Origin of the sequence: Enterococcus sp. AZ089 (assembly GCF_050547225.1) — a bacterium.
In the GTDB taxonomy this organism is placed as follows: Bacteria; Bacillota; Bacilli; order Lactobacillales; family Enterococcaceae; genus Enterococcus_D; species Enterococcus_D entomosocium.
The window spans coordinates 2,761,702-2,784,254 of the sequence record NZ_CP172954.1 but is presented as its reverse complement, the minus strand read 5'-3'; the positions used below and the strand labels follow the sequence as shown (position 1 = coordinate 2,784,254).

The following is a 22,553-nucleotide window of genomic DNA, read 5'->3' as shown; positions in this document are numbered from 1 at the left end:
TTTGCGACACATGTTCAATAAGTGATAGAATAGAGCAGAATGTAAGCAATGGGAGGAAATATTCCTATGACGGAGCAAAAGAAACGCTATAAAGCAGTTATCGCGAATCAAAGTTACACGATTATTGGACGCGAAAGCAAAGAACACATGGATATGGTGACAAGATTGGTCAATGACCAACTGCTTGAGATCATGCAATTATCGCCACAAACCGATCAAGAACAAGCGTCGATCTTATTAGCGATCAACGCTGTTTCCGACCAGCTGAAAAAACAAGAACAGCTTTTGGTCCTACAAAAAAAAGTGGACGAGTTGCGGGGACAAGCCATTAAAGCAACGGAGCTTGAGAATCGCATCAAGCGGATCGAAGCAATCGAATCCGAAGCACGGAAAGTTCTCGATGAGACAGGTCGCAGTGATGTGGAGATCCATAATCATGTGGAAGCACAACAGATCTTAAATGAACAAAGGAAACGAAAAATTCAAGAAAAGACAGCCCATGGGTAGTGCGGCGTAGAAAGGATTCCTAAATGATTGGATTATTTGTCTTGGTTTTGTTGTTGGCAGCCTTTTACGGCGGCGCGCGGCGCGGAACCAGTTTACAATTGGTCTCAGTTTTGGGCTATTTGCTCTCTTTTTTCTTTGCAGTTGCGAATTACCAAGAAATTGCGAAAAAAATTGAGCTCTATGTTCCTTATATGTCAGTAACGGCGGATTCAAAGTTAAAATACTACGATATGGAACTGGCTTTAGATTTAGACAAAGCCTATTATGCGGCCATCGCTTTTGTGATGGTACTCTTTGCTGGTTGGCTGATCACCAAACTATTAGTGATTTTTGCAGACAGTTTGCGTTACAAACGCCTACGTTTTTTAGGCGGCTATGACTGGGCAGTTGCGGGTGTTTTGAATGTCATCTTGATGTATATCAATTTGTATATGTTTTTCATGATTCTCTCAATGATCCCGTTTGCCACGATTCAAAATCTGTTTGAAACGAGCGGAACTGCGAATTTCATCGTTGATCGGTCACCGATTCTCTCAGATTACTTCTATCGATTGTGGATCACAGATGTGATTGGGTAAAAAGCAGGCAGATGGTTGCAGAGCCATTCTGCCTTTTTCTTAGGAACAAAAAGTTAAAACAAAGCAGGTGAGAAAAGAATGAATACTAAGATCCTTGATGTTTTAGGATTTGAACAAGTAAAGAGTCAAATCGGTCAGTATATCGTAACAGCCCAAGGAAAAGAAGCCTTAGCAAAGCTTGTGCCATCAAGTGATGCGCAAGTCATTTCCTCTTGGCTAGCAGAAACAGAAGACGCGATCAAGATCCAGCGTTTAAGAGGCGGAATCCCTGTACCAAAAATTGAGAATATTCGTCCCCAAATGAAACGGATCGAAATCGGCGCAGATTTAAACGGCGTTGAATTGGCACAAGTTGCCCGCGTCTTATCAACTACGCAGGAATTGAAACGCTTTTTTGCTGATTTGTCTGAAAGTGAGATTGAATTTTCCCGCTTGTATCACTGGGAAGAACAGTTGGTTTCTTTACCAACCTTGAATCGTCGCTTGAAAGAAGCTATCGATGAGGATGGCCGAGTCACAGACGATGCCTCTCCAGCACTTCGGGGAATTCGTCAATCGATCCGACGAGCAGAACGGACGATCCGTGAGACATTGGATGGCATCGTCCGAGGTGGCAATGCAAAGTATCTAAGTGATACGATCGTAACCATGCGAAATGAGCGTTATGTGATTCCAGTCAAACAAGAATACCGAGGTGTTTTCGGCGGCGTGGTTCACGACCAAAGTTCATCTGGTCAAACCTTGTTTATCGAACCGAAACAAGTAGTGGAACAAAATAACCGCTTGCGTCAGCATCAAATTGCGGAACGGGACGAAATCACTCGTATTTTGGCGGAATTATCAGCAGAGTTAGCTCCGTACCAAAGAGAGATCCTCCATAATGCATATGTGATCGGAATCATGGATTTCATGAATGCCAAGGCTCGTTTTGGGAAAGAGATGAAGGCAATCGTACCAGCGATCAATCAAGATAACCATGTCTTTTTTAAACAAGCACGTCATCCATTGATCGATCAAGAAAAAGTCGTTCCTAACGATATTACGATTGGAAAAGACTATCAAGCTGTTGTCATTACTGGGCCGAATACCGGCGGGAAAACCATCACCTTAAAAACATTAGGGCTATTGCAGATCATGGGCCAAGCCGGCTTACCAATCTTGGCAGAAGAAGAAAGCCAAATGGGGATCTTCAATGAAATTTTTGCGGACATTGGTGATGAACAATCCATTGAGCAAAGTCTATCGACCTTTTCTTCACATATGACAACGATCGTTGATGTGTTGAAAAAAGTCGACGAAACAAGTCTGGTGCTTTTTGATGAACTAGGTGCTGGGACCGATCCCCAAGAAGGGGCAGCACTAGCAATTGCGATTTTGGACGAACTTGGGGCTAAGTCGGCTTATGTCATGGCGACGACCCATTATCCAGAATTGAAAGTTTATGGCTATAACCGATCCAATACGATCAACGCCTCTATGGAGTTTGATGTCGATACCTTAAGTCCGACCTATCGCTTGTTGATCGGGGTTCCGGGACGAAGCAATGCGTTTGAGATTTCGAAAAGACTTGGCTTGCCAGAGACGATCATTGATCAAGCCAAAGAGATCATGGACGGAGAAAGCCAAGACCTGAATGAAATGATCGCTGATTTAGAAAATCGAAGAAAAATGACGGAAACCGAGTATCTGGAAGTTCGTCATCATGTAAAAGAAGCAGCCCGCTTGCACCAAGAATTAGAAGCAGCTTACAGTTATTTCTTTGAAGAACGCGAAAAAGAATTGACAAAAGCCCGTCAAAAAGCCAATCAAATCGTAGAAGAGGCTAAAGAGGAATCTGAAAAAATCATTGCCGATATTCGTAAAATGCAGTTAGCCGGCGGTCAAACGAAGGTCAAAGAACACGAACTGATCGACGCGCGCACCAAGCTATCAGGACTGCAGCAAGAAGAACATCTGCAAAAAAACAAGGTTCTGCAAAAAGCCAAAGCAGCCAAGACGCTGAAAGAAGGAGACGAGGTACTCGTAACTTCTTATGGGCAGCGTGGGGTACTGTTGAAAAAAGCCGGTAAAAATCAGTGGCAAGTCCAAATCGGCATTCTGAAAATGAATTTGCCAGAAACAGATCTCCAACCAGCAGCGCCAGTGAAGGAGCCTACACAGCGTATTGTTAATACGATTCGTTCTGCTGACAGCAGTCCAGTGGTCAATCAGTTGGATTTACGCGGCAAGCGGTACGAAGAAGCCCTAAATGAAGTGGATCAGTATTTGGATGCAGCAATTTTGGCAGGCTATCCGCAGGTGACGATCGTTCACGGTAAAGGAACTGGCGCATTGCGTCAAGGGATCACTGACTACCTAAAAAATCATCGCTCGGTGAAAAGTTTTGAATTTGCGCCAGCAAACCAAGGGGGCAATGGAGCGACCATTGTGAAGTTTAACTAAACGTTAAGAACCCTTACCTTTTGTAAGCAGACGATTTTAAAAAACTTACGATACGTGGTATACTTTTTTTAGTTTTAAAAATGGAGGGGAAGTACGATGGCAAAAGAAATAACCGATAAAACTTTTTCAGAAGAAACCGATAAAGGCTTAGTCCTTATTGATTTTTGGGCAACTTGGTGTGGCCCTTGTCGTATGCAAGCGCCGATCTTGGAACAATTAGCGAATGAATATGAGGAAGACGAATTGAAGATCGTGAAAATGGATGTGGATGAAAATCCTGAAACACCTGCTTCATTCGGGATCATGTCTATTCCTACTTTGTTGTTGAAAAAAGACGGACAAGTCGTTGATAAAGCAATTGGGGTGCATACAAAAGATCAATTGAAAGCTTTAGTTGCGGAACATATGTAATAGAATAAGTGTTTTTGAAGCAATAGCCGAAAGAGGCTATTGCTTTTTTGTTTTTGGGACAAAGTCTTTGAAAAATGCCTTTGACATTTCTAGCTTTTACTCTTTGTTCTATGCACTGCTATTGGTGTTCACTCAATTACTAATGAGAAAAGTGAGAATGAAAATTAAGAAAGCAGGCATTCTCCAGCAATGTTAGCAGATCAGAAAAAAAAGATTGACGCTGGCTATATCATTCGATAATATATCATTAAGTGATATAGTTAGTGGGATGGAGGAATCAAATGGATGAGGCATTGACAGATTCAACCTATTTGATTTTATTAGCGCTTTTAAAGCCAAAACATGGGTATGTCATTATGAAACAAATCCATGAGCTAAGCCAAGGAACATTTGAGATTGGCCCCGCGACGATGTATACGATTTTGAAAAAGCTGACGAAAAAGGGGTGGATCGATTTAGAAGAAAGCGTCGATCGAAAAAAAATCTATCAGATCACACCAGAAGGAAGACAGGTTCTGGAGAAAGATATTCAGCGACGCAAACTATTTTATCAAATCGGAGAACAGGTCTTCGAAGCGTTAGGAGGGGAACAAGATGGGCATCAATAAGAAATATCTTCTTTCTCTTGGAGTCGCCTATTATCCGGAAAAGGAAATGGTTCGTTTACAAAAACAAGCGTCAATGGGCTGGCATTTTGTGAAGATGAATCGGTTAGGGTTTTTGAAGTTTATCAAAGGAAAATCGGAAACGACCAAATATGCAGTGGACTTTTTCGAAGGAGATCCTTCTGAGATCGTTGATTACCTAGCGATGTATCAAGCTGGGGGCTGGACCTATATCAGCAATTATAAAGATCGGTATTTTTATTTTAAAGCATCTCCGGATACACCAGCGATTTTCAGCGATCAAGAAAGCTATCAAGAACGAATCGATAATGAGACGCGCTATTTGATGAAAAAATCGATTCTATTTTCAGTGGTCAGTTTAGCAATTTTAGCAGTGATTTATTTTTCCATTCGTTATTTCAATATTCGTACAAATCCCTTTTGGTCCTTTGGGCTAGGATTGATTACTGGGCTAGTATTTATTCCGATAGGGGTAGGATTGACCACGATTTTGATGAAATTTTTATACAAAAATCGAGCAAGTTATTACAATGAACCAGAGAAACTGGCGAAACGCCAACGGGTGATCCGCGACTCTATCATCTTGATGGTTGCAGGAGCAATCGTTGGTGCCATTATCGGTTTTTTCTTTAGTGACATATTTTATTAGACAGGGAAGGTGAGCATGTGTTAGAAGCAAAACAGCTAGTAAAAACATTTGGGGATTATACAGCAGTCGATCAATTGTCCTTTACCATCAATGATGGTCAGATTATGGGATTAATTGGTCAAAACGGAGCAGGAAAAACGACGACATTCCGATTGATCTTGGATTTTTTGAAAGCCGATCAAGGAGAAGTATTATGGGATGATCACAAAATTAGTGAAAAAGAATACAATCTTATTGGCTATCTGCCAGAAGAACGCGGCTTGTATCCAAAAGTCACGATTGAAGATCAATTAATCTACTTCGCGCGTTTACGTGGCAAAAAGAAAGAAGACATCGTACCCAAAATCGACTATTGGATGGACAAGTTTAAAGTCAAAGGCAAGAAAACTGATAAAGTCAAATCTTTATCAAAAGGAAATCAGCAAAAAGTTCAGCTAATTTCAACGTTGATCCATGAACCAAAATTAGTGATTCTAGATGAACCGTTTAGTGGCTTAGATCCAGTCAACGCGGAACTGTTGAAAAACGGGATCATTGAACTGAAAAAAAATGGCTCTTGTGTCATCTTCTCCAGTCATAATATGGATAACGTAGAAAAAATCTGTGACCACTTGATTATGCTAAGGGATGGTCAAACTGTCTTAAACGGAAAGGTCCATGAAATTCGTGAATCCTTTGGACGAACGAAAGTTTATTTGGAGTCTAATTTGACGAAAGAACAGCTTTTGGCAGTGGCAGGTGTTGAGGAAGTCATTGCCAGAGAAGACGGCAGCTATGATATTACGATCGCTGATCCTGCAGTAGGAAAAACCTTATTTGATTTAGCGACGGCGGATGGTTATATCCCTATGTTCAATCAACAACCGCCAACGTTAGAAGAAATCTTTAAGCGGAAGGCAGGAAAAACAAATGAATAAGTTTTGGGTAATCGCATTCGATGTTTATAAGAAAAATATCAAATCAATTTCGTTTTTGATTATGATATTGGTTCCATTCATTGCAATGGGCGGATTTTATCTGATTAGTTACTTTGCCGATGGTATGAGCAGTGTGGATAAAATTGTCGTTTATGCGAATGAACCAGCCATTGCGCAGACCTTTGTGGAGCAAAGTAGCGATGATTATGAATTTGAAGTTGTGGAAAGCGAAGAACAAGGACAACAACAGTTGGCTGACAAAGATGCTGATGCCTTGTTAGTTATTACTGCTTCAGGGGATACGCTGCAAGGGGAATTATTAAGCGAGTCCTCAATGGGGCAAGCTTTAGAGCTGACGATCCAACAATTATTGACGGGCTTGCAGTCATCCTTTCGAGCTAGCGAGCTTGGTTTGACTGCTGAGCAAGTGGCAGTTCTTAGTGAAGTTGCACCGCTTGACCGGCAAAAAGTTTCCTTCAGTGAAGGTGGCGAAATGACCTATGGAGAAGATAATACCGCGATGCAAGCAGCAGTTAGTACCATCGCAACAATCGTTCTCTTTTTCTTTATCATCACTTACGCACAAATCATTGCGCAAGAAATTGCTTCTGAAAAAGGAACGCGCATTATGGAAGTCATTTTGTCTAGTACCCGGGCGCAAACCCATTACTACGCCAAATTAACTGGGGTGATCATGGTTGCAGCGACCCAGCTAGTTGCGTATGTTGCGATTTTTGGCGGGAGTTATTTCTGGATCAAGGACAACTCCATGGTAAAAGACTTATTGGCAAGTTTTTCATCAGATGGCATTTTTGGTCCTTTCCTCGTGTTTGCGATCGTTTTCGTCTTCTTAGGAATCTTGATCTATTCTGTCTTGTCAGCCCTTTGCGGGTCGTTAGTGAACAAAGCAGAAGATACGGCGAAAGCCATTATTCCAGTGACGTATCTTTCGTTGGGCGGGTATATGCTAGGAATCGTACTAGGCGGTATGGATCCGCATAACGTTGTTTTACGAGTAACTTCTTATATCCCATTCTTGTCCTCGTATATTATGCCAGTACGGCTTGCTAATGATACAGTGGGGATTGGCGGAGCGTTGATTTCAGTAGGGATCCTTGCTGTTACCACGATCGTCCTGATGCTGGTTTCTGCAAAAATGTACAAATCAAATGTCCTGATCTATAACGACAATGGCATCTTGGCAACGTTGAAACAATCACTGGTGTTAATGAAAAATGAGAAATAAACAAAACGCCCGATCCTTTTTGTGATCGGGCGTTTTTTACTGGCTAGCATCTAGAAAACAAGGTGCAGGCCTTTAGAATTCCTGCACAAAAAAGTCGAAGATCGATTGCTCAGAAGGCAGCTTGTGAGCGGCTAGCTCAGGATGCCACTGAATGCCTAAGATCGGTGCGCCATAGGCGGTGGATTCAATGGCTTCAACAACACCATCAGGAGCGGTGGCGGTCACATTGAAATCATCTGCAACTGTTTTGACTGCTTGGTGATGAAAAGAATTGACTTGATAGGTTGTGCCTAAAAGAGCAGCCAAACGACTGTCTGCCTTGATTTCCACCCGATGTGTAGGGAATTGAAAGAACGTTGGCAATTGCACGTGTTTGATCGTTGGGTGATCGATCAAAGAGAGATCTTGGTACAAACTCCCACCAAATGCGACATTTAGTAACTGCATGCCGCGGCAGATTCCAAAGATGGGTTTGTTTTGAGCCACTGCTTCTTTGATCAATGCCAATTCAAAGACATCACGATCAGGATGAATGCCTTGAATCAAAGGATGAGGATCTTCGCCATAATGATCAGGGGAGACATCATGACCACCGGCTAACAAGAGTTTATCGATTTTGCTGATGTAAGTCGCAGCATCTTCCACGACACCCATTGGTAATATTAGGGGAATGCCTTGGGCTTGTTGGATATGGGTGACAAAATTTTTGGGTGTATAGGACAACCAATGTTCTGCTTCTTCAATCATTGGCCGTTCATTAGCAGCGATGCCGATAATGGGTTTCATTTGATCAAACCTTTCTATAAGTAAATGGAACGAAAAGAAAAAAGGACACGAGGTCCTTTTTTCGAGCATCTTCGCTTTATTTTTCGCGAATAACTTCGATTTTATAACCATCAGGATCTTTCACAAAATAGTAAGATGGAGAAGTCCCTGGTAGTCCTTTCAAGTCAGTGACGTCAAATCCGGCAGCTTGGTGCTTCTCATGAAGCGCTTCTAGATCATCGGTACTGATGGCGATGTGGCCATAGCCGTCGCCTAACTCATAGCCAGGATGGTCATAGTTATATGTCAACTCTAGCTCGTAATCATCTCCAGGCAATGTTAAGTAAACCAAAGTAAATTGATGTTCAGGAAAATCACGACGGCGAGATTCTTCAAAACCAAAGGCAGTTTGATAAAAATCTAGAGAAGCCGTTAAGTCTTTGACGCGGACACAAGTGTGAGCCATTTTCATGGGTAAATCATCCTTTCGATCTTGATAGTTGTATGATAACATATTTTCTCATTTTATAACGAATAAAAGACAACAGAGCGTTATTTCCAGCTTGTCCAGACTATTGGCATAGGGTAAAATGGAAAGAAAGTGTTGGTGGAGGGAATCATGCCAGAAAAGGAAATTGTGTTCGGGGAAAAAGAAGCGGGGAAACCATACAAATCAAGATATGGCGCGTATGTCGTTCTTCCAAATGAAAAAAATGAAGTGATCTTGGTACAAGCACCCAATGGCGCCTATTTTTTACCAGGCGGTGAAATTGAACCAAATGAGACCAAAGAAGAAGCGATCCAGCGAGAATTAATAGAAGAACTTGGATTTGAAGGGGAGATCGCTGCCTATTTAGGGGAGGCAGTTGAATACTTCTATTCACGCCATCGCGATACATTTTACCATCATCCCGGCTATTTCTATTTAATGACCAAATGGAAAAAAGTCTGTGAACCGACAGAAGAAAACAATCAGTTGTCATGGCATACGCCAGAAGAAGCGATTCAGCGATTGAAACGCGGCAGCCATAAATGGGCAGTTGAACAATGGTTGGCAAAATAAAAAAGGCAGGCTTCCGATAAAAAGGAAACCTGCCTTTTACACTTAGTTATTTGCTAAAACATACTTGTTGATTACTTCTGCCACACCATCTTCTTCGTTTGATGCAGTTAGGACATCTGCGGCATTTTTCACGTTTTCAGTGGCATTGGCCATCGCCACACCGATACCAGCGTATTCCACCATGGTTAAATCATTTTCGTTATCGCCGATCGCCATGACTTCTTCTTGTTTGATGCCTAAGTGCTCCGCCAATTTTTTGACAGCAGCCCCTTTATGGGCTTGTTTATTTAGAACTTCCAAGAAGTAAGGAGCACTTTTGACCACATTGTAATTGTCCGTCAAACTGCTCGGCAATTGTGGGATGATCTGATTAAGTATTTCGGGATCATCGATCATCATCATTTTGATGATATTCAAGTCAGCAGTCATTTCTTCTGGTGTCCGATATTTCAATGGCATGTTGACTAAGAAGGCTTCATAAATCGTATAAGGACTGATATCGCGGTTAGCGGTATACATGGTATCTTCGGTTTCTACATGAAGATGAACCCCTAATTTTCTCGCAGTCATCTCAACAAAGAGATAGTCATCTTGGGACAAGCCGAATTCAGAGATGATCTCTTGGTTTTTGGTTTTTTGAACCAAAGAGCCATTATAAGTAATAACGAAATCATTGTCCGTAAATAAGTCTAGTTCCTTTAATAAATCTTGGACACCAGTTAAAGGGCGTCCCGTACACAAAACGATGCGTACACCTTGCTTTTCAGCGTCTTTCAATGCCTTGTAAACGGCTGGGGTGATCTTGCGGTCGTTGTTCAACAGGGTACCATCGATATCGATGGCGATCAATTTGATACTCATAAGTTCCTCCTAGTGGCTTGGTTTGATCAAAGCACCATTGCGAATGTGCTTGGCAAACTCTTGATACGTCTCTCCAAATAAATCATAGTGATTTTGGATGTTGGGGTCAATCATTTCTTTTGGAAAATAAAAGCGTTGGTCACCTTGGGTTTGTCCCGCTAAAGCTGCAACTAGCTGACTGGCTTGGGATAATTCCACAAGGGAACCATCTTTTTCCTGTAATTCGATTTGTGTCCGATGTTTGCCTGAAGTCGGCCGATAAAAATCATAAGGCAGATCGAAGCTTGAATTGATGGCAGTATAATAGCGGGGATTGAAGCCGACTTTTTCCACCAGTCCCTGCATTTCTTCAATCATCGGCAACTGCGTCTCATCGTCAAAGCGGGCGGATTTCAACGGTTTACGATTTAAGAACCGCTTGGCCAAATCGCTGAGGATCGGATCATTTTCTTCCGTCCATTGGGTAAAGTAGGTATTCAGAACGCCATCGTCGAGTTTCAAGTATTCATCTAAGGTGAATTCTTGTTTTAAAAATGGGAGAAGCAGCTGCGAATGGCCTTGAAACAATTCTGAATCCACTTGATACAGTTCTGCAGCTCGATCCAGCAAATGGGCTAAGATCACTTCCATCCCTCGAGAACTCGCATGGAAATAAACTTGCACATACATCTGGTAACGACTGACGATGTAGTCCTCCACAGCGTGCATGCCATTCATAGAAAAAGCAATACCGCCTTCGTACGGACGAATCACTCGTAAAATTCGGGTCAGATCAAACGTGCCGTATTCAGTGCCGGTAAAATAAGCATCGCGCAGCAAGTAGTCCATCCGATCAGCATCGATTTGACTAGAAATCATTTGAACGACTTGAGGATTTGGATAAGTTTTAGTGATAACACTTGCGACTTTCTCAGGAAATCCAGCTTCCACTCGGTTCAATATCTGATGAACTTCCGTTTCAGGAGAAGTAATGATCGCCACTGTGATGGCTTCATGGTCTGTATGGAAAATGTGCTCAAAGGTGTGGGAGTATGGTCCGTGGCCCACATCATGAAGCAATGCTGCACACAAGGTCACTAAACGCTCTTTATCATCCCAGCCGTTTGGTCCGACTTTTTCAAGGGAATAATTGCGTTGGAAAATATCGCAAATGCGACGGCTGATTTCATAAACGCCCAAGGAGTGAGAAAAGCGGCTATGTTCTGCTCCGTGAAAGGTAAAGGAAGCAGTTCCCAGCTGTTTGATGCGCCGCAAACGCTGCACTTCTTTGGAATTGATCAAATCTAAAATCACTTGGTGCTGTACATGGACATAGTTATGAACAGGATCACGAAATACTTTTTCTATCGCTAAGGTTTGATATTTATATGGTAGGCTCATCGCTAAACTCCTTTATTGGGTGATTTCGCTTTTCCATGCCAGCTAAGCGTTGCTGCATTTGTTCGCTAAGGTCATTTTCTGAAAGCCATTGATCCAGTGACTCAAGCGGATATAGGGATTGGTCTGTGATCAAGAAAAGCAGGGCTTTTTGCAAGCGGTCAATCACCTCTTGTGTGGTAAACTTACGGCCGAGAGCCGCTTCTAAAGTGGTCATGCTCGCAGGATTGACGGCTGGATAGCCATCCGTACCAAAGCGCTCTTTTAAACCTGCTTGGTAAAAACGACGAACGAGAGAGCCGCGGGCTGGTTGGTCGCCATTGATGCTCAGATACATCATGACAGCCACGCCGTCTTTGATCCGTCGTTGTGCTGTGCCAGCAATTTTTTTTCCGTCAATACTCAGGTCATAGGTGCCTGGGCAGTACGAGTCAGCAATTTCATAAGCCAAAATTGTCCGCTCAGGAAAGGCTGTTTGCAACAATGTCGCCATCATTTCATAGGCTGCATCCGTAGTGGCAGCCAAATGTTTAGGGAAAATGAGGGAGACATTCAAAATACCGGCATCATTGATGACCCCAAGCCCGCCTGAGTTGCGGATGATCGAGTCATAGCCAGCTTCTTTCAAAACCTGCAGACCATCTATCAAAAAAGGCAGCCGGGTATCTTTCATTCCTAAAATCATCGTATCGGACAACTGCCAAAAATGACAATAAACTTGTTCAAGTTTGCCAGCAGCTTCGGTGGCAACATCGGTGAAGGCAAACGGCTCATAAGGATTGTGGATACGTGGTAAGGTTTGATCCATTATATAGATAGTCAAATCGGTTAAACTCCTTTAAAAATACCTGTTATCCTTATTATATACGATTCTTGGAAAATTACTTGGAGAAAAGAATGAAAACTTGCTTTTGTTTTCGCTTTTTTATTTTCAATGAAGAAATAGACCAAGGAGAATCAACTGAAATGATTGACAAACGAATGAAAAAAAGCAAGAATGAAACTGAAATCTTCAAAGGAGGCACACGTACATGCAAGAATTATCAAAAGGAATCCCAATCTCGATTCATTTAACAACCAATGTACGTCAAGCAGGGGAAACAGAGAACTTTCTGTTTGATCTGCAAGGACAAGCAGTCAAGATCGGTGATACCTTATATCTCCGTTACAAAGAGATCCAGCCAGACGGCACCGACATTCCCGTTACGATGAAAATTATGCCAGACGGATTGATTCAATTGATTCGCTCAGGGGAAATGCGCATGCGCTTGAAATTTTCTTATAAGGAACGTTTAGAGACGAGTTATCAAACCCCGTATGGCTTGATGATGTTCCACACCTTCACCAATCACTTGCACGTTAGCTTGAAAGACCGTCCATACTCGGGAAAGATCGATATCGATTATGACTTGTTCATGGCTGCTGACAAAGTCGGCGAATACAAACTGTCTTTAGAATTTACCGCTTAATCAAAGGGAAATTGAAAGAAAAAATTGCAATTTGAGACGTAATTTTGTATGATTAGGAGTAGACTGTGAAAGGACGTGTCCCGTTTGGAAATTAATGTATTTGAAGGTGTAAATAAAAACGAATTGTCGATGATTGAAGTTGCCCATGCGATTTTAGAGCAGCGCGGTGACGTGATGGATTTTTCTGATTTGGTCAACCAAATTCAAAACTATCTTGAAACTTCAGACAGCGAGATTCGTGATTCATTGGCGCAGTTTTATACAGACTTGAATATCGACGGTAGTTTTATTTCTTTAGGCGACAATCGTTGGGGCTTACGTTCATGGTACGCCATTGATTCGATCGATGAAGAAGTCAACCATGGCATCGAAGACGAGGATGAAGATACACCACGTCGTCGCAAACGTAAAAAAGTCAATGCCTTTATCAACGATGATGAAGATGCAATCGATTATAACGATGATGATCCTGAGGATACTGATTTGTCAGATGACGAAGAAGATGATCTCTTTGATGATGATGATGACGAGGATGAAGAAATCTCGGCATACAATTCAGACTTGCAAGAAATCGGCGCCGACAATAGCACCGATGATGAAGAAGAATTACCTGACAGCATTGAGGAAGATCTCACCATTATCGATGACGATGATGAAGATGATTTTGCGGATGAAGAGGAAGAAGAGGAGTAATCCTCTTCTTTTTTTCGCCTTATGGCTGCAAGCAGCTTTTAATCGTTGAAGGACGAGTTCGCCTTCTTACATAGATACAAATAAAAAAGGAACCGCATCAGCGGTCCCTAAGTGCTTTTGAATTATTGATTTGAATCGAGTATACTTGTAACGAAAAGAAAAAACGCGCCTTGAGGGAATCGAACCCCCGTCTCAAGAACCGGAATCTTACGTGATATCCACTACACTAAAGGCGCGAAGCACAAATATTAGTTTAACCAATTTCAGTGAAAAAAACAAGAGGTAGAATGATGAAATTTCAACAGCAATTTTCACAACAACAAAAACAGACGCAAAAGCTTGCTATGACGCAGAAATTACAGCAATCGATCCAAGTGCTGCAATTTTCTGCAGATGAATTATTGTCATTCATTGATAACCAAGCATTAGAAAATCCATTGATTGATCTGGGGGAATATGATTCGCCCATCACACCAAACAAAAGCAATGGCTCATCAGAACAATTGATGGATTATTTAAGCCAGATCCCTGACCAGCATACGTCTTTATTCGAATACCTCATTGATCAAGTGCATTTAAACTACCGAGATACCTTCTTGCGGACGATCGTTTTATTTTTAGTCGAGTACATTGATTTAAACGGCTTTTTGACGATTGATTTGGAAGAAGCTGGAAAGCTTGTCGGGGGGACGCCGATCCAAATGCTTGATGCTTTAACCTTGATCCAGCAACTGGATCCGGCAGGAGTCGGTGCTCGTGATCTAAGAGAGTGTTTGATGCTGCAAACGGAAAGAGATGACTATGCGCCGCCAATGGCTTATCTCATTTTAGAAGAATTCTTCACGGAAATGGCAGAGCGCAAGTGGGACAAAATCAGCAAAGCGCTGCAGATTTCATTAACTGAGATTCAAAAGGTCTTTGATTATGTTCAAACATTGACCCCCACACCAGGGGCGGCGTTTGGGTCGACCGATGGGCTTTACATCGTTCCTGACCTGCGAGTGACGGTTGAAAAAGGACAACCGATCGTGAAATCAAACAAACGCGCCTTACCAGAGGTTCGCTTTCAGCAGCAGTACTTTGACCAATTGAAGCAAAGCGGTGATCCAGAAGTCTTAAGTTATTTAGACAATAAAGCCCAAGAGTTCGAGTGGTTAAAGAAGACCTTGCTGCAACGAGGGGATACCATCTATCGTGTCGGGGTGCAGATCGTTGCGCGGCAAAAGGAGTTTTTCACTCAACCAGATCGACCATTAAAGCCATTGGTTTTAAGAGAAGTTGCCGAAGAATTAGGAATTCATGAATCAACGGTCAGCCGGGCAGTCAATGGGAAATACTTGGAGACCTCCTTTGGGGTGTTTGAATTAAAACTATTCTTTGGACAGAAAGTTTCGACGCAAGAAAGCGGTGATGACCTGACAACGGCATCGATCAAACAGCAGCTAAAAGCACTGATCGATGAAGAAAATAAAAACAAACCATTGTCAGACCAAAAGTTGACAGATGCCCTCAAAGCCCAAGGCATCGATATTTCTAGACGAACGGTGGCAAAGTATCGTGAAGCCATGAATATCCCTGGTTCTTCCAAGCGGAAACGATTCGAGTAAAGCAAAACTTACTATTAACGATGAGTAGGGAAGGCAGCAAAGCCTTTCCTTTTTTTATCGATCCTTTCCTCTTTTTCAAATTATGACGATTTTATGAAAAGCAAGATTTTGTGACTGAAATAGTTGCGTATCAAGGCGATAAGTGCTACTATTATTGGTGTAGGAAACAGATTTAAATTTTTTTTGCAATCGATGGGTCATTTTAAGTCATTGTAGGACGAAAATTGTCCAACGGGAGGATATAAAATGCTCGATGAATTAAAATTGATTGAGGCAATCACCCCGGATATTCTCGCTGTACTCCAGGAACGTTACCGTATCTTAAGAAATATTTATTGGATGCAGCCCGTTGGCCGCCGGACACTTTCGGAAAGTTTATCAATGACGGAACGCGTGTTGAGGACGGAAACAGATATCCTTAAAAAGCTGAAACTGATCGACTCTTCAAAAAGCGGCATGCAATTGACCGCCTACGGAGAAGAAGTGTACACGAAGATTGGTGCACTGATGGATCAGCTGTTCGGAATGCACCAAATCGAGAAACGATTATCAGAGACCTTTGGCATCGAACGTTGTTTGATTGCGAGCGGCGATGGTGATCGACAACCGAAAGTTATTGCTGAATTTGGCCAGTTGCTGAATGAATCGTTGGATCTCTTATTGCCAGAAGGCAAAAACACCATCGCAGTAATGGGAGGGACGACAATGGCGAAAGTTGCCGAGGAATTGGGTAATTTGGAAACCGCCAAACGTCATAACTTGTTTGTTCCAGCCCGTGGTGGTATCGGAGAATCAGTCAACGTGCAAGCAAACTCTGTCAGCTCGGTGATGGCAATGCAGACAAATGGCGATTATCGCTCCTTGTTTGTACCAGAACAATTAAGCATGAACACCTACGAGTTTCTCTTGAAAGAACCCGCCATCGTTGATGTCTTAAACTTGATAAGTCAAGCAAATTGTGTTATTCATAGTATTGGACGGGCGTTGCATATGGCGGCTCGAAGAAAAATGTCAGAACAAGAAATTCTGATGTTGAAACAAAAAAATGCAGTTGCAGAATCCTTTGGGTATTTCTTTAACGAAGCAGGCGAGGTCGTTTACAAAGTTCCTCGAATCGGACTTCAATTAAAAGATTTACAAAAAGTCCCAATCATTTTTGCGGTCGCTGGCGGACAATCAAAAGCCAAAGCGGTCAATGCATACATGAAAAATGCACCAAAACAAACCTGGCTCATCACCGATGAAGCTTGCGCAAATGAGATTTTAAAAGGGGCAACCCTTTAAAATAAATATTTTTATGATTTTCATAAGGAGGAAATCTTAAATGACAGTTAAAGTAGGTATTAATGGATTTGGACGTATCGGACGCTTAGCATTTCGTCGTATCCAAGAAGTAGAAGGAATCGAAGTTGTGGCTATCAATGACTTAACAGACGCTAAAATGTTAGCTCACTTGTTAAAATATGATACAACACAAGGACGTTTCAACGGTACAGTTGAAGTTCACGAAGGTTCATTCAATGTGAACGGAAACGAAATCAAAGTTTTAGCTAACCGCAACCCTGAAGAATTGCCTTGGGGCGAACTAGGTGTTGAAATCGTGTTAGAATGTACTGGATTCTTCACTTCTAAAGCAGCTGCTGAAAAACATTTAACAGCTGGTGCAAAACGTGTAGTTATCTCAGCTCCTGGTGGAAACGATGTTCCAACAATCGTTTACAACACAAACCATGAAACTTTAACAGGTGAAGAAACAGTTATCTCTGGTGCTTCATGTACAACAAACTGTTTAGCTCCTATGGCGAAAACATTGAACGACAAATTTGGTGTGATTGAAGGATTAATGACTACAATCCATGCTTACACAGGTGACCAAATGACTCTAGACGGACCACACCCTAAAGGTGACTTCCGCCGTGCCCGTGCTGCTGCTGCAAACATCGTGCCTAACTCAACTGGTGCTGCTAAAGCGATCGGCTTAGTAATCCCAGAATTGAACGGCAAATTAGATGGTGCTGCTCAACGTGTTCCTGTTGCAACTGGTTCATTAACTGAATTAGTTACTGTTCTTGACAAAGAAGTAACTGTTGATGAAATCAATGCAGCAATGAAAGAAGCTTCAAACGAATCTTACGGTTACAACACAGACGAAATCGTTTCTTCTGATATCGTTGGTATGACTTACGGTTCATTATTTGATGCAACTCAAACAAAAGTTATGACTGTTGGCGACAAACAATTAGTTAAAACTGTTGCTTGGTACGACAATGAAATGTCATACACTGCACAATTAGTACGTACTTTAGAATACTTCGCTAACCTATAAGAGTTGCGAACGACTTTAATTTAAACCATCGCAAGAGAAAGCGGGGAAGCATCGCGCTTCTCCGCTTTTTTTAACAATTATGCTAGGAGGAATCTGTTCATGGCTAAAATGACAGTTCAAGATATCGATTTAAAAGATAAAAAAGTTCTTGTACGTGTGGACTTCAACGTTCCATTGAAAGATGGAGTGATCGGAGATGATACACGGATCAAAGCAGCATTACCAACAATCAATTATGTGATCGAAAACGGCGGAAAAGCAATTCTTTTCTCACACTTAGGTCGTGTGAAAGAAGAAGCAGATAAAGCTGGAAAATCTTTAGCGCCAGTTGCGAAACGTCTAGGCGAATTGTTAGGCAAAGAAGTAACATTCGTTGATGAAACCCGCGGCGAAAAATTAGAAGCAGCGATCAACAACATGCAAGATGGCGATGTCGTTGTTTTTGAAAACACTCGTTTCGAAGACATCGATGGCAAAAAAGAAAGCAAAAACGATCCTGAACTAGGTAAATATTGGGCTTCTTTAGGCGATGTTTTTGTAAATGATGCCTTTGGTACCGCACACCGCGCACACGCTTCAAACGTAGGGATCGCTTCAACAGGTATCCCAACAGTTGCTGGTTTCTTAATGGAAAAAGAAATCAAATTCATCGGTGATGCAGTCGAAGAACCAAAACGTCCAATGATCGCGATTCTTGGTGGAGCAAAAGTATCTGACAAAATCGGCGTAATCGAAAACTTGATTCCTAAAGCAGACAAAATCTTGATCGGCGGCGGAATGACGTATACGTTCTACAAAGCAAAAGGCATGGAAATCGGTAATTCTCTTGTGGAAGCAGATAAAGTAGAATTAGCAAAAGAATTGATCGAAAAAGCTGGCGATAAATTAGTATTACCAGTTGATTCAATCACTGCTGCTGAGTTTTCAAATGATGTCCCAACAGAAGAACATACTGGTGATGTTCCTGAAGGACAAATGGGCTTAGATATCGGACCTGAAACCATCGCTTTGTTTGCTGAAACATTAAAAGGCGCAAAAACAGTCGTTTGGAACGGACCTATGGGTGTGTTTGAAATGTCTAACTTCGCAAACGGTACGATCGGTGTTTGTGAAGCAATTGCCAACCTTGAAGATGCAACAACGATCATCGGTGGCGGTGACTCTGCAGCTGCAGCAGAACAATTAGGGTTTGCTGACAAATTTACCCACATCTCAACAGGTGGCGGTGCCAGCCTTGAATTGCTAGAAGGAAAAACACTTCCTGGCCTAGCTGCGATCAACGATAAATAATCAATGACAAGCCGTGCAAAGAACTTTCTTTGCACGCTTGATAACGAAAAGGAGTGCCAGAACATGCGCAAACCAATTATTGCCGGAAACTGGAAAATGAACAAAACTGCGAAAGAAGCAAAAGAATTTGCTGAAGCAGTCAAAACAAAAATTCCTAGCAACGATACAGTTGACTCTGTGATCGGTTCGCCAGCTTTATTCTTAGAAACATTAGTGAATGCTGCTGAAGGAACAGAATTAAAAATTGCTGCTCAAAACAGCTACTGGGAAAATGAAGGTGCCTTTACTGGCGAAACTTCACCAGCAGCTTTAGCAGATCTAGGTGTTGACTATGTCATCATTGGTCATTCAGAACGTCGTGAATACTTCCATGAGACAGATGAAGACATCAACAAAAAAGCCAAAGCAATCTTTGCAAACGGCATGATCCCAATCCTATGCTGTGGTGAATCTTTAGAAACCTATGAAGCTGGCAAAACAGCGGAGTGGATCGAAGGACAAATCACTGCTGGCTTAGACGGTTTAACAGACGGTCAAGTAAGTAATCTTGTGATTGCTTACGAACCAATCTGGGCGATCGGTACTGGTAAATCTGCGGATGCAAACATCGCAGACGAAATTTGTGGCGTTGTCCGCAAAACCGTTGAAAAATTATACGGCAAAGAAGTTTCAGACAGCGTACGTATTCAATACGGAGGCTCTGTAAAACCTGAAAACATTGCTGAATACATGGCAAAAGAAAATGTTGACGGAGCATTAGTTGGCGGCGCAAGCTTGCAAGCTGATTCATTCCTAGCATTATTAGATGCTGTAAAATAATTTCATTTTCATGAAAATAACATTTGCAGAATCGTCATTTTTTCACTACAATTAAGTTGTTCGCAAGGGGCATTCCCCTTAAGATAAAACAAACTCAAAGGAGAGACAAAACATGTCAATTATTACTGATGTTTACGCACGCGAAGTCTTAGACTCACGTGGTAACCCAACTATCGAAGTAGAAGTCTACACAGAATCAGGTGCTTTCGGCCGCGGAATGGTTCCTTCAGGAGCTTCAACAGGTGAACACGAAGCAGTTGAATTACGTGATGGCGACAAAGCTCGTTATGGCGGTAAAGGTGTAACGAAAGCAGTTGACAATGTAAATAACATCATTGCAGAAGCTATCATCGGCTACGATGTCCGTGACCAAATGGCTATCGATAAAGCAATGATCGCTTTAGACGGAACTCCTAACAAAGGCAAATTAGGCGCAAACGCGATTCTTGGTGTTTCTATCGCTGTTGCTCGTGCAGCTGCTGATTACCTAGAAGTACCTTTATACCACTACTTAGGCGGATTCAATACAAAAGTATTGCCAACTCCTATGATGAACATCATCAACGGTGGTTCTCACTCAGACGCACCAATCGCTTTCCAAGAATTCATGATCTTGCCTGTAGGCGCACCTACATTCAAAGAAGGCTTACGTTGGGGTACTGAAGTATTCCACGCTTTGAAATCAATCTTGTCTAAACGTGGTTTAGAAACTTCAGTAGGTGACGAAGGTGGTTTCGCTCCTCGTTTTGAAGGAACTGAAGACGGTGTTGAAACAATCTTAGAAGCAATCAAAGCTGCTGGTTTAGAACCAGGTAAAGATGTATACCTAGGATTTGACTGTGCATCATCAGAATTCTACGAAAACGGTGTTTACGACTACTCTAAATTTGAAGGCGAAAACGGCGTAAAACGTACTGCTGCTGAACAAGTTGACTACTTAGAAGAATTAGTTAACAAATACCCAATCATCACTATCGAAGACGGTATGGATGAAAACGATTGGGATGGTTGGAAACTATTAACTGAACGCTTAGGCGACAAAGTTCAATTAGTAGGGGATGACTTGTTTGTTACAAATACTGAAATCCTTGAAAAAGGAATCAAAAACGGTATCGGTAACTCAATCCTTATCAAAGTTAACCAAATCGGTACATTGACGGAAACATTCAATGCTATCGAAATGGCGAAAGAAGCTGGTTACACTGCAGTAGTTTCTCACCGTTCAGGTGAAACAGAAGATTCAACAATCTCTGATATCGCTGTTGCAACAAACGCTGGCCAAATCAAAACTGGTTCTCTTTCACGTACTGACCGTATTGCAAAATACAACCAATTACTACGTATCGAAGACCAACTTGGTGAAGTTGCTGAATACAAAGGCTTGCAAGCTTTCTACAACTTAAAAAATAAATAATCTTTCGATTATTGCTTTGCTCTGAAAGAGCAGCGGTTGATTTAACAGTCAGCTGCTGCGATTTCAGAGCTTTTTTGTTGTCTCGATTCATTCAGTGCAGACAATGACCAATCATTTAAGATAACAGAAGGTAGTCATTTCTTCTTTATTTTCTTTTTCAAAAAAAAGAAATTATAGTTCTGACTTATCAAAATCCTATAATAAAAGAAAATAGTTTTTAGGAGAAAAAAATGGCTTATGATTATTTGATCGTTGGTACAGGTCTTTTTGGCTCAGTTTTTGCTCATGAAGCAGCGAAACGGGGACATACAGTGAAAATGTTGGAAAAACGGACACATATTGGCGGTAATTGTTATACAGAAAAACAAGCAGGAATCGACGTACATAAATATGGTGCGCATATTTTTCATACATCGAGTAAAAAAATTTGGGACTATATCAATCAGTTTACTGAATTCTATCCCTACATTCATGCTCCTATTGCAAACTATCAAGGCGAGCTATATAATCTTCCTTTTAATATGAACACATTTTACCAACTGTGGGGAACCAAAAATCCTGCTGAAGCTCGTACCAAAATAATGACTCAAATTGAAAAGACAAGAATAAAAAGACCACGAAATTTAGAAGAACAGGCTCTTTCTTTAGTCGGACCAGACATCTATCATAAGCTGATCAAAGGCTACACTGAAAAACAGTGGGGACGAGAATGTGATCTTCTTCCTTCTTTTATTATCAAAAGGCTGCCGATCCGGTATAACTTTAACAACAATTATTTTACGGATATTTTTCAAGGAATACCTAAATTGGGTTATACACAAATGATTCAAAAAATGCTTACACATCCACTGATTGATGTTTCTTTAGAGACTGATTTTTTTGCAGATCGCACACGACATGAAGCCTCTTCTAAGAACATTGTTTATACTGGAATGATTGATCAATATTTCGATTATTGTTATGGCGAGTTGGCCTATCGGTCTTTACATTTTGAAACTGAAGTCTATAACACGGATAATTACCAAGGAACAGCCGTCATGAACTTTACAGACAGTCAAACGCCCTATACGCGAATCATTGAGCATAAACATTTTTGTCCAGTGGTGTCAAAAAGAACAGTTATCACTAAAGAATACCCGAAAGAGTGGAAGAAAGGAGATATTCCTTACTACCCAATTAACGATCAAAGCAATAATGCATTGTATCGCAAGTATGAAAAATTAGCGCAACAGCAAAAAAATTGTTTGTTTGGTGGGCGCCTAGCCAGCTATCGCTATTATGATATGGACGATACGATCGCAGCTGCTTTAAAGCTTGTCCAACAGGAATTTCAAGTGGAGTAACCTCTTCTATTGGAGAGGTTGCTTTTTTTTGTCCCGATTCTGGGACAAAACGTAACTTTTTTACTAGCTATGAAATAATTAGTTATCCTATCTTCTAAATAAATAGGACTTGGGGAAGTTTATAAAACATTTTTACGAAAGGGGAGAAAA

23 protein-coding genes and 1 tRNA gene are annotated in these 22,553 nt (G+C 41.5%); 18 read left to right on the top strand and 6 right to left on the bottom strand.

Annotation, left to right across the window (positions count from 1 at the left end):
- Positions 1-66: 66 nt before the first annotated feature.
- From zapA to IGJ01_RS12765, 8 genes are all read left to right on the top strand, one after another.
- Positions 67-507, top strand: a complete 441-nt coding sequence (gene zapA / locus IGJ01_RS12800) for a cell division protein ZapA (protein WP_005228634.1) — start codon at positions 67-69, stop codon at positions 505-507.
- 23 nt (positions 508-530) lie between these two features.
- Positions 531-1,085 carry a CvpA family protein gene (locus IGJ01_RS12795; protein WP_016612652.1) on the top strand — a complete coding sequence of 185 codons (555 nt, stop codon included), beginning with the start codon at positions 531-533 and terminating at the stop codon, positions 1,083-1,085.
- 78 nt (positions 1,086-1,163) lie between these two features.
- Positions 1,164-3,527, top strand: a complete 2,364-nt coding sequence (locus tag IGJ01_RS12790) for an endonuclease MutS2 (protein WP_244732307.1) — start codon at positions 1,164-1,166, stop codon at positions 3,525-3,527.
- A gap of 96 nt (positions 3,528-3,623) precedes the next feature.
- On the top strand, positions 3,624-3,938 hold the full coding sequence (gene trxA, locus IGJ01_RS12785; protein ID WP_005228645.1) for a thioredoxin: 315 nt from the start codon (positions 3,624-3,626) through the stop codon (positions 3,936-3,938).
- Positions 3,939-4,219: 281 nt separating this feature from the next.
- Positions 4,220-4,546, top strand: coding sequence for a PadR family transcriptional regulator (locus IGJ01_RS12780; protein WP_005234324.1), 327 nt, complete (start codon positions 4,220-4,222; stop codon positions 4,544-4,546).
- A complete protein-coding gene (locus IGJ01_RS12775) occupies positions 4,533-5,213 on the top strand; it encodes a DUF2812 domain-containing protein (protein WP_005234326.1) in 681 nt (226 codons plus the stop codon). Before IGJ01_RS12780 ends, IGJ01_RS12775 begins: the two co-directional genes overlap by 14 nt.
- A 17-nt stretch (positions 5,214-5,230) precedes the next feature.
- Entirely contained in the window at positions 5,231-6,130 is a 900-nt protein-coding gene (locus IGJ01_RS12770) for an ABC transporter ATP-binding protein (RefSeq protein WP_430601151.1), read from the top strand.
- Positions 6,123-7,376 carry an ABC transporter permease gene (locus IGJ01_RS12765; protein ID WP_430601150.1) on the top strand — a complete coding sequence of 418 codons (1,254 nt, stop codon included), beginning with the start codon at positions 6,123-6,125 and terminating at the stop codon, positions 7,374-7,376. Before IGJ01_RS12770 ends, IGJ01_RS12765 begins: the two co-directional genes overlap by 8 nt.
- Positions 7,377-7,448: 72 nt before the next feature.
- Here IGJ01_RS12765 and IGJ01_RS12760 read toward each other — a convergent pair whose 3' ends face one another.
- Together IGJ01_RS12760 and gloA are read right to left on the bottom strand one after the other, a co-directional pair.
- Positions 7,449-8,162: a gamma-glutamyl-gamma-aminobutyrate hydrolase family protein gene (locus IGJ01_RS12760; RefSeq protein ID WP_008380852.1), complete on the bottom strand. Its 714-nt coding sequence runs from the start codon at positions 8,160-8,162 to the stop codon at positions 7,449-7,451.
- Between the two features lie 76 nt (positions 8,163-8,238).
- Positions 8,239-8,613, bottom strand: coding sequence for a lactoylglutathione lyase (gene gloA / locus IGJ01_RS12755; RefSeq protein WP_005234340.1), 375 nt, complete (start codon positions 8,611-8,613; stop codon positions 8,239-8,241).
- 147 nt (positions 8,614-8,760) lie between these two features.
- Here gloA and IGJ01_RS12750 point away from each other — a divergent pair, with 147 nt between their 5' ends.
- Entirely contained in the window at positions 8,761-9,204 is a 444-nt protein-coding gene (locus IGJ01_RS12750) for an NUDIX hydrolase (RefSeq protein WP_008380853.1), read from the top strand.
- A 42-nt stretch (positions 9,205-9,246) separates the two neighbouring features.
- On the opposite strand, the gene yidA is transcribed toward IGJ01_RS12750, so the two are convergent.
- From yidA to IGJ01_RS12735, 3 genes are read right to left on the bottom strand one after another with little or no spacing between them, the layout of a single operon-like run.
- Positions 9,247-10,065 carry a sugar-phosphatase gene (gene yidA, locus IGJ01_RS12745; protein ID WP_061053147.1) on the bottom strand — a complete coding sequence of 273 codons (819 nt, stop codon included), beginning with the start codon at positions 10,063-10,065 and terminating at the stop codon, positions 9,247-9,249.
- Between the two features lie 9 nt (positions 10,066-10,074).
- Complete coding sequence (locus IGJ01_RS12740; protein ID WP_008380856.1) at positions 10,075-11,445, bottom strand: HD domain-containing protein; 1,371 nt, start codon at positions 11,443-11,445, stop codon at positions 10,075-10,077.
- Positions 11,429-12,250 carry a lipoate--protein ligase family protein gene (locus IGJ01_RS12735; RefSeq protein ID WP_375352184.1) on the bottom strand — a complete coding sequence of 274 codons (822 nt, stop codon included), beginning with the start codon at positions 12,248-12,250 and terminating at the stop codon, positions 11,429-11,431. The genes IGJ01_RS12740 and IGJ01_RS12735 overlap by 17 nt, the downstream gene beginning before the upstream one ends.
- A gap of 223 nt (positions 12,251-12,473) precedes the next feature.
- Between IGJ01_RS12735 and IGJ01_RS12730 the strand changes: the two genes are divergently transcribed.
- Positions 12,474-12,911, top strand: coding sequence for a DUF1934 domain-containing protein (locus tag IGJ01_RS12730; protein ID WP_005234346.1), 438 nt, complete (start codon positions 12,474-12,476; stop codon positions 12,909-12,911).
- Between the two features lie 84 nt (positions 12,912-12,995).
- On the top strand, positions 12,996-13,604 hold the full coding sequence (gene rpoE / locus IGJ01_RS12725) for a DNA-directed RNA polymerase subunit delta (RefSeq protein WP_005234347.1): 609 nt from the start codon (positions 12,996-12,998) through the stop codon (positions 13,602-13,604).
- A gap of 164 nt (positions 13,605-13,768) precedes the next feature.
- On the opposite strand, the gene IGJ01_RS12720 is transcribed toward rpoE, so the two are convergent.
- Positions 13,769-13,840, bottom strand: a tRNA-Arg gene (locus tag IGJ01_RS12720).
- 51 nt (positions 13,841-13,891) lie between these two features.
- Between IGJ01_RS12720 and rpoN the strand changes: the two genes are divergently transcribed.
- From rpoN to glf, 7 genes are all read left to right on the top strand, one after another.
- Entirely contained in the window at positions 13,892-15,211 is a 1,320-nt protein-coding gene (rpoN, locus tag IGJ01_RS12715; protein WP_430601149.1) for an RNA polymerase factor sigma-54, read from the top strand.
- Between the two features lie 246 nt (positions 15,212-15,457).
- Positions 15,458-16,495 carry a sugar-binding transcriptional regulator gene (locus tag IGJ01_RS12710; protein WP_005228675.1) on the top strand — a complete coding sequence of 346 codons (1,038 nt, stop codon included), beginning with the start codon at positions 15,458-15,460 and terminating at the stop codon, positions 16,493-16,495.
- A 40-nt stretch (positions 16,496-16,535) separates the two neighbouring features.
- Entirely contained in the window at positions 16,536-17,537 is a 1,002-nt protein-coding gene (gap, locus tag IGJ01_RS12705; protein ID WP_008380858.1) for a type I glyceraldehyde-3-phosphate dehydrogenase, read from the top strand.
- Positions 17,538-17,636: 99 nt separating this feature from the next.
- On the top strand, positions 17,637-18,827 hold the full coding sequence (locus IGJ01_RS12700) for a phosphoglycerate kinase (protein ID WP_086372300.1): 1,191 nt from the start codon (positions 17,637-17,639) through the stop codon (positions 18,825-18,827).
- A 63-nt stretch (positions 18,828-18,890) separates the two neighbouring features.
- Positions 18,891-19,646 carry a triose-phosphate isomerase gene (gene tpiA, locus IGJ01_RS12695; RefSeq protein WP_060792838.1) on the top strand — a complete coding sequence of 252 codons (756 nt, stop codon included), beginning with the start codon at positions 18,891-18,893 and terminating at the stop codon, positions 19,644-19,646.
- Positions 19,647-19,758: 112 nt separating this feature from the next.
- Positions 19,759-21,060 (top strand): surface-displayed alpha-enolase, encoded by a 1,302-nt coding sequence (gene eno, locus IGJ01_RS12690; RefSeq protein WP_005234360.1) that lies wholly within the window; start codon positions 19,759-19,761, stop codon positions 21,058-21,060.
- A 230-nt stretch (positions 21,061-21,290) separates the two neighbouring features.
- Positions 21,291-22,403, top strand: a complete 1,113-nt coding sequence (gene glf, locus IGJ01_RS12685; protein WP_430601148.1) for a UDP-galactopyranose mutase — start codon at positions 21,291-21,293, stop codon at positions 22,401-22,403.
- Positions 22,404-22,553: the final 150 nt, after the last annotated feature.